This is a genomic window from Petralouisia muris (genome assembly GCF_004793545.1).
Classification (GTDB): Bacteria; Bacillota; Clostridia; order Lachnospirales; family Lachnospiraceae; genus Petralouisia; species Petralouisia muris.
The window spans coordinates 1-16036 of sequence record NZ_SRYA01000090.1 but is presented as its reverse complement, the minus strand read 5'-3'; the positions used below and the strand labels follow the sequence as shown (position 1 = coordinate 16036).

The window sequence follows — 16036 nt, the reverse complement described above, 5'->3', positions numbered from 1 at the left end:
CTAATTTACAAGGAATTCTGGCATTAATCTTTTCTGCAACTGTCAAAGACAGGATTTTAAACTGAATATACCACTTGTCCCTTTAAAATTCAAGTGGTATATTTCCGTTTTCAGCCTATAGAATTCCCCTGCAGGCTCTACTGCTCCCCTTTCTTAAAATTTACCAAATCACACATCATGTTCCGCCATATTCCAGCAGATAATAAACAGCATAAGCGCCAGGCCAATTCCCGCAAATACTTTTGCCAGACCCCAGAAATCGGCTATAAAACCTGCCAGCGGAAACATCAGAATCATGGCAATGGAAAAGAACATACTGTTCACAGAAATCAAGGTTGCCCGCTGTCCGGATGGAATTATTTTATTCAGGGCGTCTGACTGTATGGGGTAAAGCGCTGAATTGAAAAATCCTGCCAGGGCAAACGCCAATACAGACAGCGTTACATTCTGAAAACCATAGCACAGAATAGAAACCCCTATGGCAAATGCTGCTGCATCCCTTGTCCGCTTGCCCAATTGCCGGAAAAGTTTTTCGCTCATCGCCGCACCTAGACAGGATGCAATACCCACTGCCAGCAAAATCAGGCTAATAAAAATCTTGTTATATCCCAGTTCAAAATAGTACTGCTGGCTATAGAAAAATAATAAAGTTTCAGCCGCAAAAACCACCGAGTAATATACGATAATTTTCATAATCCGCAGATCCGATTTTAATATTTCAAAGCTGGTCTTAAAATGATCTGCAACTGCTTGACAGACTCTTTTCTGCCGTTCCTTCTGATCCATCCATGGCGTCTCTGTCATCAGCAAAACCGGAAGCAGCGCCAAAAGTGCAATCACCAGGCAGGCACTGTAACACCAGAAATACGAATATTCTGCCAGTATGCCTCCCAAAACCGTTGTCAGCCCCTGAGAAACTTCTATAATAATATTCAATTTTCCGCATACTTTCAAATACTGTTCTTCCTGTCCCATGCATCGCATACTGTCGTATACAAGGGCTTCCTCCGAACCGGAATTCAGGTTATTCCCCAATGCCTGAATCACGAAGCTTACCGCAAACAGACCAAAACTTTTGGAAAACAGCATAAACACACAAGAAACTGCCGTGCAAACCCTGCTTAACAGCATACTCCGTTTTCTGCCCAGCAAATCCGCCACAGCTCCGGAAGGAATTTCACATATCATGCTGGTTGTATGGTAAATGCCCTCAATTATACCGATTTCCGCCAGGTTCAATCCGCAATAAGAAAGATAAAGCACCCAAACTACATTTTGCATATTCAAGTTGGTAAGGAAGGCGCTGATATAATCTAAAGGAAGATTTCTTTTTAATTTATGTTGTATTTTTACATTCATGGATAATTCCTCTCTTTTCTAAAAATATTTGCAATAGAAAAACAGCCTGACATACCGCCTGGTTTGTCAAACTGTTCCTGGGAATTACCACACTCTGTTTTCTTAGTCTAAAAATGAGCGCAGTTATCCCGTAATCTGGAATTATTGCACGTTTTTGACGCTGCACTGCTACTGCAAATTGGCACATAACCGAATCCGTTCATCCTGCGCTCTCCTTTCAAAATATGATTAAGTATACCACTTGAGATTCCATCCTGCAAGGCTTTTTTCCTCTGCTAAACCACTTTCCATTGAGTCAGGCTGTCAAAGTTTCCAGCACACAAGGCTCAGTCCCACCAGAAATACCACACGGTTGAGTCTGCAAGCCCCGCTGCCAGTTCTGACAGCTTGCCGCTTCTGGTGCCCTGATCCACTCTGTCGCAGCAGAATGCATAATGCTCTTTCGCCGCTTCCAGGCAGTCTATCCCGTTCAGACCCATAGGAGCGTAAAACTCCATGACATCTGAGGTAAATACAGCCGGAACCGCCTTATATTTTTCGTACCAGTATTTGCAAATCGAAATCATGTCCTCCGGCCCGGGACAATCGTTCCAACCTCCCATAGGCAGATACCCGATGATTTCCCAAGGATTTTTCACCGGAATTTCCAGAAGCAGCGTATCTGCCGCCAGCGTTCCGTCATGGAAAGAAACATATCCAGAAAAACTGTTTACCGTCTCCCCTTCCGTTTCTTCTCCGATGAACACTTCCATATCTTCCATAAAATCCTTAATATATTCCTTTAAAATTTCTTTGCCGTTCTCTCCACAGGCAGAAATAATTTCGCTTCTGTCATAATCCTCGCCTATGATTTCCGTCAGCCATTCTAGCGCATTTTCCTCCAGCAGCAAAACTGCCGGATAAAAACCTTCTTTTTTGCCTCTCTCAAAGGAGGCACGATACGCCTGCTCCACCAATTCCGGATCCGATCCTTTTTCAAATACCCTGTACCCACACTGAAAACCTTCTGCAATTTGTTGTGTTGATGCTTCCATTTGACATTCTCCTTCCTGTATCATTTTATTCATGCAAGGCGGCATAAGGCTGAAACACCAGAACTCAGCTTTCATCTGAATCTGCGCTGCCTAATGCAGATATTTTACCTATTCATTCTTTTCCGGATACTCTTTATCCTTCCAGTACCACCATTTTAATTTTTCCGGCGCACGCTGTTCATGCTCTGCATAATATACGGCGCATCGGAATACATACAGCACACATCTGTCATCCTGAAATCCTTTTTTCAGGCAATCCAGATGATACAGTTCCTCAGGGCTTTTTCCTTTCAGGTCTTCAATACACTGAATTCCGATATTATGTAAATGCCGTTCCATATTTTCCCCTATCCCGGGAATTTTCCTCAGATCACTCACTGGATTCCTTCTCTCCAATCCCCTGGATTCTTCTTTTTTTGCTTCCCTTTTAACCCCGTTTTTCTTTGTGCCTGTAAGCACATAGCTTCCATCAATCAATCTCCTGATATCCTCCCATGGAACGGTGCCGTCCAGCCGGACGCTAATCCATTTGTCCTTATTCATGTGGTATGCCGGATGAAAACCTTCCCGCAGCCGCAGAGAACCAATCAGCATAGGATCGCATTTGACATTTATCACATCCACCATGCCTTCCCCAGGAATACTAAGCTTATCCCTGCCCACCTCCATAAGGAGAGCGTACCATTTCTGATTGCTTCTGTGCCGCAAAACGACATTCTGATCCGCCCAAGGATAATCCGGCAGTGTACCGTAATGCTGTTTTACATAATCGAAAATCTGCTGCCTGTCCATAACCCTAATCCCTCCTCGTCCATAAACAACGGTCTTTTCTATTGATATGTTCAGTATACTTAAAAACAGGCGGCAGTACAAGAAGTTTTAAGATCTTATTCATCCATTTCAGTCCTCTGAGATATATTCAAAAAAATCAAAATCTGCATAATGCTGATGCTTTACTCTATCCGCACAAGTAACGCCAACCATAGTTCCTGTAAATTCTCCGTCTCTGCAGTACTCATCGGAAAATTTCGTAGTGTCAAATGCCTGCCCTATCTTTTCATAATTTTCGTTATCATAACTCCACGCAAACCATGACTTTCTCCCTTCAATATAGAGCCGCAGATAAATCGGCCGGTCTTCTACAGGAATTCTGGTATTCAGAAATTCTGTTTTTTCACCATTTTCAAGATGTATGATGGAAATGGCGCTCTGACCTAATGTCTCACTGTAATATTTTCTCAAATTGATATAATTCATGTTATCATAATATAAAATTAACCCTGCACTATGCTGAGGAACTTCCGGAAGAAACTCCATTTTCGTGGTAACTCTTGCATATACGCTGATCAGCTTTCGTGCAAGAATGCTCACTTTATTCAGAGAAGTTCTAGATTCCTGTCCACGGATTCTTACATATCCCGGGCGGGCTTTCAAATCTGTAAATCTTTGGGGCATGATACGCGGCGCATAATAATAATTTCCAAGGGTTTCCCCGTCAAAATCATCAAAATCCGGTATTTTCGGCATCAAAACCTCCGAAAGAGAGCTTTCGGGCACCTCCATTTTTGCCAGATTGCTTCCATCTGCCATGCGAAGCCATCCATCCTCTGTCCACATCATTTTCTGAATTGCGGTTTCTCTTCCAAGAGTACACCTCAGCTCAGGCACAAAGGGCCTTGCACAAAGATGAACCAGATACACCTCTCCCGTTGAAAGCTCCACATAACTTCCATGCCCCGATTTCTGCAAAATAGATTCCGGATTATAATATTTTGGTTTCAAATGATCCGGGTCCTGACATTCATAGGATTCTCCCGGAACGCTGGTCACGATGGGATTCTTCGGATCTCTTTTATATGGTCCCCATAGGTTTTTGGAACGTCCCATTGTGACGCAATGGTTATATCCTGTGCTGCCTTCTGCATACATAATGTAATAATATTCTCCCCTTTTTGTCAGATGAGGAGCCTCAACACACCCCCGGTCAGTGCCGCCTCTCCACATCCTTTTGGGATATCCCACAATTTCTTTTTTCTCAGGAGAATACCCGACCATACAGATAGCCCCAGGCTTTTCGTACCCTTCCCTGGTTTCCCATTCAAGGGAAACCACATATTTCTTTCCATTGTCATCATGGAAAATGGATGTGTCAAACCCGGAAGAATGCAGATACACAGGTTTACTCCATGGTCCTTTGATATCTTTTGCCGTAATCAGATAATTATCCACGTCAAAGTACCGTGCATTCATGGAATTCATCACACCATATATTTATCTTCCGGCAGATACTTGCGGATTCTGTCATAAGCCTGGCTATAAAATTCTTTCAGAAATTCCAGGGTAAGCGGGCCGGAACCTTCCGCCATTTCCGGATCTGTTGCAGGATAACGGTTCAGAACATCCATTAATTTCCATGCCTTTTCCGTAATCGGTTTATTGAGCGCTTCGATGCCCCAAAGCCCTTTTCTGGAGCCATAACGCGCTGCCAGACGTTCCAATACGGAAAGAACAAACTCCACTTCCTCCGCACATTTCGACCATTTACATACGCCGCATATCCCGCCATTGTCAAAACCGTTCTGCCCCATAGGCGCAGTATGAAGATCAATCAGAATCTGCAGTCCGTATTTTTCCGCCCCGTTAAATGCTTTGTCCAGTTCTTTGATACAGCCTATAAAGGGTTCTCTGTCTCCAAAGATGAAATAGGGTACAGGAATACGAACCGCCGCCGTCCCCTCAAAAAGAGCGGGACTCATCCACTTTTCCAGAACCAGCCAGTTGCCAAGATTTACTCCTTTTACTTTCATTTTAATTCCTGTGTGATTCACTCCACAAAATGTACTTCTCCCAATACAGGCATCGTCTTTCAGATCCCTTTTGATTTCATCAGGTTTTATCTCCCTGATGCACCGCAGCTGCAATTTGTCCTGGACGATCCCAGCGTTCATCCAATCCGCCAGACGAAGATTGACATGTTTAAAGAAACCTTAATACAGATGCAGATTGCAAACGACATTCGCCCCGAAGGTTATATTTTACGATTCAACAGCCTTCTTTTTGAGGTGCTGTTCCAGCTTTATCACAATTTCAGCGTGAAAGTCTTTCAGGCCAATCTGAGTCATAAAACAAAAGACCTGAACCGCTTAAATAATGTCTTAAGCTATACCAATCAAAACGAAGTCCGTCTGTCCCATATTTATCAGGATTTAATTACAACCAACGATACGCTGCAGAATATTCTTGAGCGTCACGGTTTTACCAATTATAAACTGTTCCGCAGGATGTTCTCCCAGCGTTTCCAAGGAAGCCCTTCCCAAATCAGAAAACGATTACGAAAGTAAGCCGTACGGGCACAGCCCAACAGAGGCAGACAGACAAAGGACAGAGGGGGCAGGATAGCCCATCTGTCCTTATATCACAGAGCCAATATTAAGAGTCAATATTATAAGTTAGAATTGTTTTGAGTTTTTCTATTGATGCTTCAATCCTTCGTACTCTCTAAGAGCATCCAGGGCTTTTGGAGCCAATGGAAATAGGGCAATCATATTAAAAATCGTCATCAATCCAACTCCTACGTCTCCCAGATCCCATACAAACTGGTATGCTGCCATTCCTCCAATAAATAACATGATAAGATCCAACGCCTTGTAAAGTGTTTGGGAAATCCAGTTATTTCCAAATAAATACGCCACATTGGAACGTGCGTAAAATAAGATGCCGAGAAATGTAGAAAAACTGAACAGCACTAAAATTACAGCTATAAATATTACGCCAAATTCTCCAATATGATATCTCATAGCTGCCTGCAGCAGATCCATTCCCTCCAGTCCGCTTATCAATTCCTCAGGAACCAGCAGCATAATCATGGCAGAGCAGGTACAGATAACAATGGTATCAATAAATACGCCAAGAGCCTGCAGCAGCCCTTCTTTTGCAGGATGATCAATGTCCGCAGCCGCGGCAGCACAAGGAGCCGAACCAGAACCAGCCTCATTTGAGAAAAGTCCTCTCTTTGCACCATTCATGATTGCTGCACCAATACCTCCGCTGACTGCCTGACGAAATCCAAATGCCTCCGAGAAAATTCTGGAGAAAACATCTGGCAGCTGTCCGGCATTTCTAATGATAACATATACCGTAAAAAAGAAATAGCAAGCTGCCATAATAGGCACCACAACATCCAGTACATGCACAGTGGCATTTTTACGCAGGACAATAATTGCTGCAATCACAACCAAAACAACCGTGGAATATAACGGCGGGATATTAAATGCATTTTGCAAAGATGATGACACGGAATTACCTATAACCTGACTGATGCCGCACCAACAGATTAGTCCTGAAAGCGCAAACAATACAGCTAAAACAGAATGTTTCCGTCTGCTGTTCTTTGGAACAAAAAGAGCATGCAGATAATATGCCGGTCCTCCATGATATCCTCCATACAAAGGATCTTTTTCTTTATATATCTGAGCCAAAGTTGCCTCAATAGACGCTGTAGAAGAACCTAAAAGCGCTATCAGCCACATCCAGAATACAGCTCCTGCGCCGCCTGCTGAAATTGCTGCAACAACACCCACAAGATTTCCCATTCCTACGCGGCATGCAGTGGATATGATCAATGCCTGCAGTCCTGAGACATTTCCTTTCTTGGTTGTCTGATTGCTTTTCAATGTTATTTTTATCATTTCAGGAAATAGCCTGAAAGGTAAAAACCGAGTACGGATTGTAAAATAAATACCTGCAGGTATTAAAATCATGACCAGCAGGGAAAGTCCGAGAGAACTGCCTCCGGGCAAGGGAATCCGGACAAGATCGCCCCATAAAAAATCGTAAACCACTGTTATCAGCTTCAACATATCACTTATTCTCCTAACACATAAAATTTATTTGTATTTTCTATCTTTTTAGGGTATCATGGAGATATCATTTTGTTAAACAAATAGTTTTTATAAAACCATTCAATTTTTTTAATAAGGATTACATATGGAACTTAGAACAGTCGCTACTTTTTTACGTGTAGCAGAATTACAAAATTTTTCAAAAGCCGCAGAACAGCTGGGATATTCACAAGCAGCTGTTACAGTACAAATCCAGCAGTTAGAGCAGCAGCTGGGCACTCAGCTGTTTGAGCGTATCGGCAAACGTACAAAGCTGACTGCACATGGTGCACAATTCATCCCTTATGCGCTGAAATTGATGAATGATATAGAAGATGCCCAAAATTTTATCAATGATGTATCATCGCCCGCAGGCACATTGCGTATTGCAACAGCTGAATCTATGCTGCTTAGTATTTTGCCGCCTATTTTGTCAGAATTTCATGAAATATGCCCTAATGTGGAGGTCAGCATCCGCATTGGCCTTATATCAGAATTGTTTGATATGGTACGGCAAAATGATGTAGATGTTCTGTTTTTTCTTGATAAAAAAACGGAATTCCCGGAATGGATAAAGGTACTGGAGCGGCCAGAAAAAATTATTTTTGTCGCTTCCAGTACACATCCTTTTGCAGATAAGCAGAATGTTCCATTGGAACAGATACTTTTAGAACCTTTTGTACTGACTGAAAAAAGTGTCAGCTACCGCTATGATTTAGAACAGATTGTGGCTGGAAAAAATCTGGAACTGCATCCATTTTTAGAAACCGGAAATACTGATTTGATCATCAGAACACTGTTGCATACAACAAGTGTCTCTTTTTTGCCTGAGTATGTGGCCCATAATTACATTTCATCAGGCCGGCTTGCAATGATACAGGTTGCAGATTTTGAAGTTCAGATGGCAAGCCAGCTGGTATACCATCGAAATAAATGGCTGACGCCGCAAATGAACATTTTTATAGAACTTATGAAAAAATATATCACAACTGCTGATTACCTGGATTAAGAGTCTTTCCGCCTTTCTTGCATTCCCTGCCGATGGGTTCATTTTGTGACAATCAATCCATTTTATTATAAGTCAGAATAAATGGTCAACAACAAGAATTTTCCGAAATTGCTTTTAATGGAACGTATCTCCATGGCAGTTGTTACTGTTAAACAGCGGTACCGCTTTCGCATCGAAATATTCCTTCAGCAGGTCTGACCCATCAGACTCAATTTGGGTTATGACGTTCTCTTTTCCATCGTATGATAGCAAAGGAAATTTCCATTTTTTGTTTCAATCTTTTCAACGGAAAAAAAGCGTATTCCATTTTCGGGTTAAGGACTGCACATACACAAAGGAAACCATGTCTGAAATTTTCAAAATCGGCATCCCCACATTGGTATTCCAGATTTTAACCAGCGTATCCATTTCCTTAACCCATAATGCCGCCGGCGATTATGGGGATTCCGCCATTGCAGGCATGGGCATTGTTACCCGCCTGATCTCAATGGGCAGCTTGTTCGTATTCGGTTTTATCAAAGGCTTACAGCCCATTGCAGGGTACAGCTACGGAGCGAAGAAGTTTGACCGTCTGCGTGAAGCAATCAAGATTTCCATATTATGGTCTACGATTTTTTGTGTGATTTTCGGTTTGATATTATCTTTGTTCCCTACGGCTATCGTTTCCCAATTCACAAAGGGTGATGTTGAGATGATTCACATCGGGGCTGCATCTTTAAGAACAAACGGCATTTCCATTATGCTCTTTGGATTTTATACGGTATATTCTTCTCTGTTCCTAGCTTTGGGAAAAGACAGAGAGGGCTTTATCCTGGGAGCCTGCAGGCAGGGGACTTGCTTTATCCCCGTTATCCTGCTTCTTCCGAGTGTCTGGGGACTAAATGGGATTATGTATGCGGGGCCGATTGCCGATATGCTTTCCGCAGTTATAACGATATTCATGGCGATACCGCTTCATAAAAAACTGAATGAAATGCAAAAACAAACTGTAGAAATAAACACAAACACCAATAACTAACTATTTATCTTTCTAACAAACAGAGCCGATGTACTGTAAGGTTTCCTCACAAGTTCATCGGCTCTGCTTTTACTGTTCTCCTTTGAGCGCATTTTCAACAGCTTTTTTTATGACAGTGCTTGAATTCGTTGCACCAGAGATTGCATCCACATCAATCTTCTGTTCCTCAATTATTTTCTCTATGACTGTTTCTGCCGCTTTGCCACGCGCATTTCTATGCTCCAAAATGTTAATACTTGCAATTTTTCCATTTACCACAGTAACTTCCACTTTGGCATATATAAAATTCACATCATATTCTCCGATATAAATTCCATCGGAAACATTAGCAACATCTATTTCATCAAAAGCAGTTTCCCCTACGGCTCGTTTATAATCAACCACTTTTTTTAGGTAAACTGCTCCCCAAATTAAAGCAACAAGGAAAAGAAATAAGATAATAAATGAAATTATTTTCTTTTTGGATATTCTCATTTCAAATACCTCTCAATTTTTCTGGCTATCTGCTTAAGAAGCTTTTTTTCAGAAACTGCACCTGCATAAAAAACTTTTCCTATTAATTTCATACCTGCCGTCTTAAAGAAATCGTCCATATTTCGTATTGCCCCTCTGCTTTGTCCAAATATCCATGAAAATGGGAATGGAGTATTGCAGGAAGTCAAAATCATATATTTTTTCATACAGATTTATTTTAGTCACCACATAGTCCCTTTTCTCAGCTCTGCAGATTGCAATATCCATCATAGCTGCCGTCTTTCCGTTCCTATAGGGGCTGCCTAAAATTGCAAGTACCTATTTCTTGTTCTCGGTCATCTCAATCCCTCCTTTTCAATCGAACGGTACAACATATCAAAACCGTACTCTAAAAATTGAATTTTAGATAAGTGCATTGTTTTTTCAATGTATTCTTCTTTATTTGCCGCCAACTGGATAAGCCCTGACAACATCCCCCAAAATTGAAAGATAGTAGGCATGATTTTTATGTCATCACGCAAATCGCCTTTTTTCATGCCACTAATTAAAAAATCCTTTATTTTTTCATTTATTTCTTCCCCGACTTGATAAGTTTCTTTTTCTTCGGGCAAATAGTTCTGGCTTTCAAAATCAATGTTAATTTTATCTAACACCATTTTAAAATAAAAAGGAAACTCTTCTTGATACAGAACTAATCCTTGACAAATCATATCATACCTTGTTTTTGTTTCCTCCTGCTGCTCCAATGCAGAAGTTATATAACTACAAAGCTTTTTCATGCTGTCTAATACTAAAAAGCCGATAATTTCTTCTTTATTTTCAAAGTAAACATATAACGTTGCTTTGCTATATCCAGCTACTTTTGCTATATCATTCATGGAAGTTGCCGTAATCCCTTTCTCCATAAACAATGCGGATGCTGCTGCTGCAATATTTTCTCTATGTACGCTTTTTGGTTCTTTTTTCCTACGAGCCATCCGTATTTCTCCTTCCAATAATTAAACCCATGGTTTAATTATATTTTCTTGACATGATTTTGTCAATCTGTTTCGCTTTATATTCATAAATAGTTTTTATTTACTTTCACAAAATTCCTCTAACTCGAGTAGGAGGAACCTCTCAAAACTGAGAAATCCCGACCTCTCACACCAGATGGGAAATCCAATAAAGACCGTGTCGTACTGATCCATATTTTCCACATGGCTGGCAAACTCCGGTCTGGCGTCTTCCTCCTGTTCCTCTGAACCCATATCTGTAATCTTATCGCAATCATTGAGATATGGATTTTTCACAACAAACGAGAGCAAATCGCCTCCAAAGTTTATGTGTTATAACCCAAAGGTTTTAACAAACAGAGCCAGCAGATACCGTACTCATATCTGCTGGCTCTAAACTGCACTATTCTTATAAGTTTTTGATTATGTTGAGGCTTTTCTTACTCAATGCCTTCTGCAGGTTCTGGTTCTCTTTTTTCAGGATATCACTCTCTTACCTTGGAAGTTCTCCCCGCCTTTTTATCAGCCGATGCTTGAATGCTCTAATCCTTGCACCATAACGGCTTGAATATAACAACCCCACTAAAAGCATTCCAACTGCAAACCCCTGTACAATATCCAGCCCTATCATAACCGTTGGATTATCATAAAGGCTTGTGTCTTTAATAATAGTATAGGCTAATACTAAAAGAAATGCAATTCCATTACATATGCGTACACGCTTATTGTAGCGTTCCGCTTCTGTATTTGTATAATCTGCTGCCTGCAATACGGTTTCTTTCATTTCTTTATCCATATTCCCACTTTTCCTTTCTCCATTTAGGATTTCCCGCAGGTCAACTTCATAATAATCTGATATTTCAATCAAGATATCTAAGTCCGGCATATTGTGGCCATTCTCCCAACGGGATATTGTTCTGTTTGATACATTAAATTTTTCTGCAATCTGTTCTTGGGTAAGTCCTTTTTGCTTACGGAGTTCTTTTAAGAATTTTCCGATTTTTTCTTGATTCATTATTTTCCTCCTTTCAGAAAAATCCTATCAAAACTGACTGATAAAAAACAGGACACAAAGCGGGAAATGCCTTACTTTACTACCCAACAAGGCGTGTCTGGCACTAATCATTCGTGCATTTTCATTTACCGCCGGATTTGAAGTTATCAAACTGAACATCTGTGGGTCTATAATTACCGAATTATCATTTTTTGTGTAGAGAAAATATCAACCGTGTTATTTTTCATAAAAACATAAACACTGACCGTCATCCGTATATGCTGCAAATTTATCAAATTGCGGAGTAACAATATAAAAATCCTCCAACAATCCATCAACTTCATTAAGTACATCAATCATAGTATCTATATATCCTTCATAAACCCAACCATCAGAAAGAATCAGATAAATCTTTTTATTCCAATCATAAGATAACCGTTCTTTTATTTTTGCGAGCATACATTTTATAATCTTTTGATAGCTTGTCTTTGAATATTCATAAAACCATTCTCTGTCGACTGATTTCTCCTTTATTATTTCTTCAATTTCAGTCTGAATCCAGTATTTCACAGGCTTATCTTTCAAAAGCCCTTCCTCGTACATTTCCCGTAAATATTCGTCAGAAAATTTTCTGACAGCCCGCCATAAGAAAAACAATGCAAGAAGAAAACAGATAACGGCGGGAATCCAGCTTTTAAACAAAGAAATTCCTGCCATGCACAGGAAGCACACGCAGATTATTGCGGAATTTCTCCGCTTTTTAACGACGGCTTTTATTATTTCATCTTTCTGCCGTATCCGGCTCACATCTGCGTGGATGCCTGATTTTACACTTGCCTCAAATTGTGAATAATCGACCATTTTTTCCTCCGTTTCTTACGTTTCTGTAGGTTGCTAATATTTCGTCGGCATCACAGCCACTAAATTCCTCATCTCTCGTGCTTCTCTCAACGGAAAACCTTTTGGTGGCAATAACGTTACTCAAGGACACACTTCCTGTATAACGTTATTCAAGGATATACTTCCTGTAATTCCGCTTGAAATTACACTTCTGCACGAACTATCGGTCAGATATGCGCTGCCGGTCACTACACCTACTGTAATATCGTCCCGGCAGGTCACCCCCGAAACAGTCACTTTACCTGTGGTAACGGAAAGGTCAAGTGCGCCGGCAGAAGTATTCTCTACACGGATATTTCCTGTGGTTGCTTTTATTTTGGCTAATTTTGAAACGGACGCAAAAAAATTAACATCACCTGTACTCAAAGAAATATCAACATTCTCGAATAAATAATCTTTCGGTATTTCAACATTTCCGGTGCTTTCGTTAATGAATAGCGCGTTATATTTCGCTTTCGGAAGATAAACCGTTATCTTTGACCAACCGAAGTTGTATCCGATATAGTCGTACCAGGATTTATTGACTCTGACAATAAGCACATCATTTTCAACGGCGACTGAATGCTTTGCGTTTTCTTTCTCATAGCATTCCACTTTGCATGTTCCATCATCTGACAAAGCAAATATGATATCTGCGGTATCTGTTGATATTGATATATCGCTGAATGCTGTGCCGACTTCGTAAGTATTTGTTTCATATTTGACCCTTAATAGCTTCGCAAGGATGTATCCAACCAACATAAGAGAAGCTGCTATCATAAGCCGTACTATTGTTGTCTTTCTCATTACACATTCTCCTTCGTGATACAGCAATTTTTAATGAAAGATTTTCTTCTCGTCATTGACTTTTAATAAGTTAATAATAAGAAGAAGAAATAATAAAAACGCTTTATTTTACAGCGGATTCCTTTTCAAGAACCGCAAAAACCTTTTTGGAGTACAGCGAAACCGTCATAGCCAAAATCGCCGCACCTGTCGTTATCAAATACGGCTTGTCGGCAAAAGCATCAAACAACACTCCATAAACCGCCTGTCCCACAGGCTGGGAGCAGCCTGACACGGCAATAATCACAGCCATTATTTTGCCGAGAAGATGAGGAGGAGTTTGCTGCTGCGCCGCCGTCATCATAGACACGCTGAACATTGTGGACGCGCACATCGCGCCGAAGCTTACGGCGGTTATTATGAAATATCCGATGATTTTCGGCACTGCTTCAAAAACGGAAATTCCCATAAAAAACGCCGCCAGTGAGCATATTATTAAAAATATATATCCGCTCTTAAGACGGATTTTTTTCGCCGCTGCGCCCGCGATAATTCCTCCCGCAAGTCCTCCCAGACCCATTGCGCCCTGCGTTATCCCGAGAGCGGTATCGGACATTCCCAAAATCTGCACCACAATTACGGGAATACCCACAAGCATCATTGCCGACAAAATAAGATTGAACAGCGCAAGTATTCCCAGTACCGAAAGAAAAATCGGCTTTTCGTTTTTAATAAATTGAAAGCTGTCCGACAGATCGGAACCCACCGCGCCAAAAATGCTTTTGCCGTCGGTATTTTTTTCAAAGGGGATATGTATGAAAATTTCCATAACTGCCGAAAAAACAAAACAGCCAACGCTTATAAACAGAATGGGCATTATCCCGAACGCACCGAACAGAACGCCGCCTATTATCGGCCCCAACAGACCCGCAAGGGTGCTTACCATATTTATCACTGCGTTGCCCTGCATAAGAAATTGTTTTTCCACAATAAGCGGTATGCTTGCCTGAACGGCAGGCTGATAGATTCCCGAAATACCATACAGTATCATCAGCACAGCTATCATCAGAGGAACAAGCAAAACTTTTTCCAGAGCAAAGCTGAATATCAAAATTACCGCCGCCGTTGTAAAATCAAGCGCCACCATAATATTCCGTTTGTTTTTTCTGTCGGCAATCACTCCTCCAAAGAGAGAAAAAATCACCATTGGAATAAATGCGCAGGCTGTTACCGCACCGAAAAGAGATGAGGAGTCCGTCTCACGAAGCAGGTACAGGGGCAATGCAAAGCGCAGTATTGCGTTGCCAAAAAGCGAGATTATCTGACCGATAACAACCATTTTAAAATCGCGTTTAAAAAGTTTGTTCATACTTGTACCTCCCATGCTCTGATTTACCGCCAAAAGGAAATTTAACTAATTAAAGATTTTCTGTCATTAACTTTTATGCTTAAATAAAAAGCGAAAAAGATTTTTTGCTTCTACGGCAAATTGAATATGTCTCATACCCACTTCCAACATAGGGCATTCGTATTTGCCGCTTAAATTTGTTGCACAGCTAATATGAAATTCGCTTGCTTTTTATATGCTGTAATTCGGACATCTTCAATCTTTTTAAAATGATATAAAACGGGCTGCGTTGAACAGCTGAGTTTTTGTGAAACTGTCCGGGCGTTTATGTTTTCTGCTCCCATTTCTTTTGCAATTTCAAAAGCTGCGTCTATAATCATTTCTTTTGTGACTTTCGCGATTGCCGGCATATTTTCACCTCTATTTATAATTCATATTATATGATGTTGGGGTCAAAACCATAAATAAATTTGCCCCTATTCCTATAGTGCCTTGAAAAATTCATATTTTGTAGTATATCGCCGAACTTTTGAGCATATATGCCGGGTATTCCCTGCCTTGTTTTATACAAGTGCTGGATTTTGGGCATAATGTCCTAAGCCCTTCACATAATTGAAGAGTTTTCGGAAATTCAACGCTGCTATTTTGGATCCAAAAAAGAACTTGCCACGCTGTTTCCCTCGGGGAATCTTTTCCAAATGGTAATTCTTACGGATATTTGACGGAACAGTTTCCACTCCATTTCGGAGTCTTGCGTAATTTTTGAATTCTTTGCTGTCCATGTTCCGCTGGATTTTCGCACGTTCATGCGCTGCTTTGGATGTTACTGTTTTTGCAACCTTCTTAAAAATTTTTGGCTTGCATTGATTCTGATATGGACAGCCGGTACACTGTTCATGCAGAAAGGAAACGGCACGCTGATTGCTTTGTTTCATATAAGAACAGCTTTTGGGGGCATGATCGGCCGGACATCGGAGGATTTTCGTTCCTTCTTCGTTGAATGCAAAATCAGCAAGGATATCCGGAGCCGGTTTCCCTGTCAGGCTTGTGGCAATCAGTTCTACGTTTTTATCAGCTGCAAGCTGCGTGTTTTCTGTTCCGCTGTATGCTCCATCCGCAACGATAACAGTCCGTTCTTCTTGTTTATCCATCTGCTCAAGACGCTCCTGGATAAACCGACTGTCGCTATGGTTGTTTTGCTCATGCTGGCATTCTGTTACAACCGAACCATTGGCTCCAACGGATTCTTCAAGATTGGCT

The 16036-nt window shown here is 41.0% G+C and carries 17 protein-coding genes and 2 pseudogenes; 3 read left to right on the top strand and 16 right to left on the bottom strand.

Features of this window, described 5'->3' with window-relative positions:
• Nucleotides 1–168: 168 nt before the first annotated feature.
• The 5 genes and pseudogenes from E5329_RS25005 to E5329_RS24980 all read right to left on the bottom strand — a co-directional run.
• The gene (locus E5329_RS25005; RefSeq protein ID WP_135991968.1) at nt 169–1359 is read right to left on the bottom strand and encodes an MFS transporter; all 1191 of its coding nucleotides are present in this window, start codon (nt 1357–1359) and stop codon (nt 169–171) included.
• A 326-nt stretch (nt 1360–1685) separates the two neighbouring features.
• Nucleotides 1686–2393: a DUF4253 domain-containing protein gene (locus tag E5329_RS25000; RefSeq protein WP_135991967.1), complete on the bottom strand. Its 708-nt coding sequence runs from the start codon at nt 2391–2393 to the stop codon at nt 1686–1688.
• A gap of 108 nt (nt 2394–2501) precedes the next feature.
• Nucleotides 2502–3185: a helix-hairpin-helix domain-containing protein gene (locus E5329_RS31880; RefSeq protein ID WP_330572345.1), complete on the bottom strand. Its 684-nt coding sequence runs from the start codon at nt 3183–3185 to the stop codon at nt 2502–2504.
• Nucleotides 3186–3293: 108 nt separating this feature from the next.
• Nucleotides 3294–4643: a family 43 glycosylhydrolase gene (locus E5329_RS24985; protein WP_330572344.1), complete on the bottom strand. Its 1350-nt coding sequence runs from the start codon at nt 4641–4643 to the stop codon at nt 3294–3296.
• A gap of 11 nt (nt 4644–4654) precedes the next feature.
• Nucleotides 4655–5200 (bottom strand): annotated as a pseudogene (locus E5329_RS24980) (beta-glucosidase); the annotation flags it as partial.
• A gap of 165 nt (nt 5201–5365) precedes the next feature.
• Between E5329_RS24980 and E5329_RS24975 the strand changes: the two are divergent.
• A complete protein-coding gene (locus E5329_RS24975; RefSeq protein WP_275443722.1) occupies nt 5366–5734 on the top strand; it encodes a helix-turn-helix domain-containing protein in 369 nt (122 codons plus the stop codon).
• A 129-nt stretch (nt 5735–5863) separates the two neighbouring features.
• Here the strand turns inward: E5329_RS24975 and E5329_RS24970 are convergent, their stop codons facing one another.
• The gene (locus E5329_RS24970; protein WP_135991966.1) at nt 5864–7252 is read right to left on the bottom strand and encodes an alanine/glycine:cation symporter family protein; all 1389 of its coding nucleotides are present in this window, start codon (nt 7250–7252) and stop codon (nt 5864–5866) included.
• A gap of 127 nt (nt 7253–7379) precedes the next feature.
• On the opposite strand from E5329_RS24970, the gene E5329_RS24965 reads away from it, so the two are divergent.
• Complete coding sequence (locus E5329_RS24965; RefSeq protein ID WP_135991965.1) at nt 7380–8282, top strand: LysR family transcriptional regulator; 903 nt, start codon at nt 7380–7382, stop codon at nt 8280–8282.
• Nucleotides 8283–8568: 286 nt separating this feature from the next.
• Nucleotides 8569–9300, top strand: a pseudogene (locus E5329_RS24960) (MATE family efflux transporter); the annotation flags it as partial.
• Nucleotides 9301–9369: 69 nt separating this feature from the next.
• Here the strand turns inward: E5329_RS24960 and E5329_RS24955 are convergent.
• The 10 genes from E5329_RS24955 to E5329_RS24910 all read right to left on the bottom strand — a co-directional run.
• Entirely contained in the window at nt 9370–9774 is a 405-nt protein-coding gene (locus tag E5329_RS24955; RefSeq protein WP_135991964.1) for an FMN-binding protein, read from the bottom strand.
• Nucleotides 9771–9980, bottom strand: a complete 210-nt coding sequence (locus E5329_RS31105; protein WP_275443721.1) for a hypothetical protein — start codon at nt 9978–9980, stop codon at nt 9771–9773. The genes E5329_RS24955 and E5329_RS31105 overlap by 4 nt, the downstream gene beginning before the upstream one ends.
• 129 nt (nt 9981–10109) lie before the next feature.
• Nucleotides 10110–10751 (bottom strand): TetR/AcrR family transcriptional regulator, encoded by a 642-nt coding sequence (locus tag E5329_RS24945; protein WP_135991963.1) that lies wholly within the window; start codon nt 10749–10751, stop codon nt 10110–10112.
• Between the two features lie 96 nt (nt 10752–10847).
• Nucleotides 10848–11081, bottom strand: coding sequence for a flavodoxin (locus tag E5329_RS24940; RefSeq protein WP_168356763.1), 234 nt, complete (start codon nt 11079–11081; stop codon nt 10848–10850).
• A 181-nt stretch (nt 11082–11262) separates the two neighbouring features.
• Nucleotides 11263–11784 carry a helix-turn-helix domain-containing protein gene (locus E5329_RS24935; protein ID WP_135991962.1) on the bottom strand — a complete coding sequence of 174 codons (522 nt, stop codon included), beginning with the start codon at nt 11782–11784 and terminating at the stop codon, nt 11263–11265.
• 216 nt (nt 11785–12000) lie between these two features.
• Nucleotides 12001–12624, bottom strand: coding sequence for a hypothetical protein (locus E5329_RS31100; protein ID WP_275443720.1), 624 nt, complete (start codon nt 12622–12624; stop codon nt 12001–12003).
• A 120-nt stretch (nt 12625–12744) separates the two neighbouring features.
• Nucleotides 12745–13449 carry a DUF4097 family beta strand repeat-containing protein gene (locus E5329_RS24925; RefSeq protein WP_135991961.1) on the bottom strand — a complete coding sequence of 235 codons (705 nt, stop codon included), beginning with the start codon at nt 13447–13449 and terminating at the stop codon, nt 12745–12747.
• A 103-nt stretch (nt 13450–13552) separates the two neighbouring features.
• Nucleotides 13553–14797: an MFS transporter gene (locus tag E5329_RS24920; RefSeq protein ID WP_135991960.1), complete on the bottom strand. Its 1245-nt coding sequence runs from the start codon at nt 14795–14797 to the stop codon at nt 13553–13555.
• Nucleotides 14798–14967: 170 nt separating this feature from the next.
• Complete coding sequence (locus tag E5329_RS24915; protein WP_275443719.1) at nt 14968–15186, bottom strand: TetR family transcriptional regulator; 219 nt, start codon at nt 15184–15186, stop codon at nt 14968–14970.
• 153 nt (nt 15187–15339) lie between these two features.
• A partial coding sequence (locus E5329_RS24910; RefSeq protein ID WP_275443718.1) for a transposase occupies nt 15340–16036 on the bottom strand: 697 nt, incomplete at its 5' end.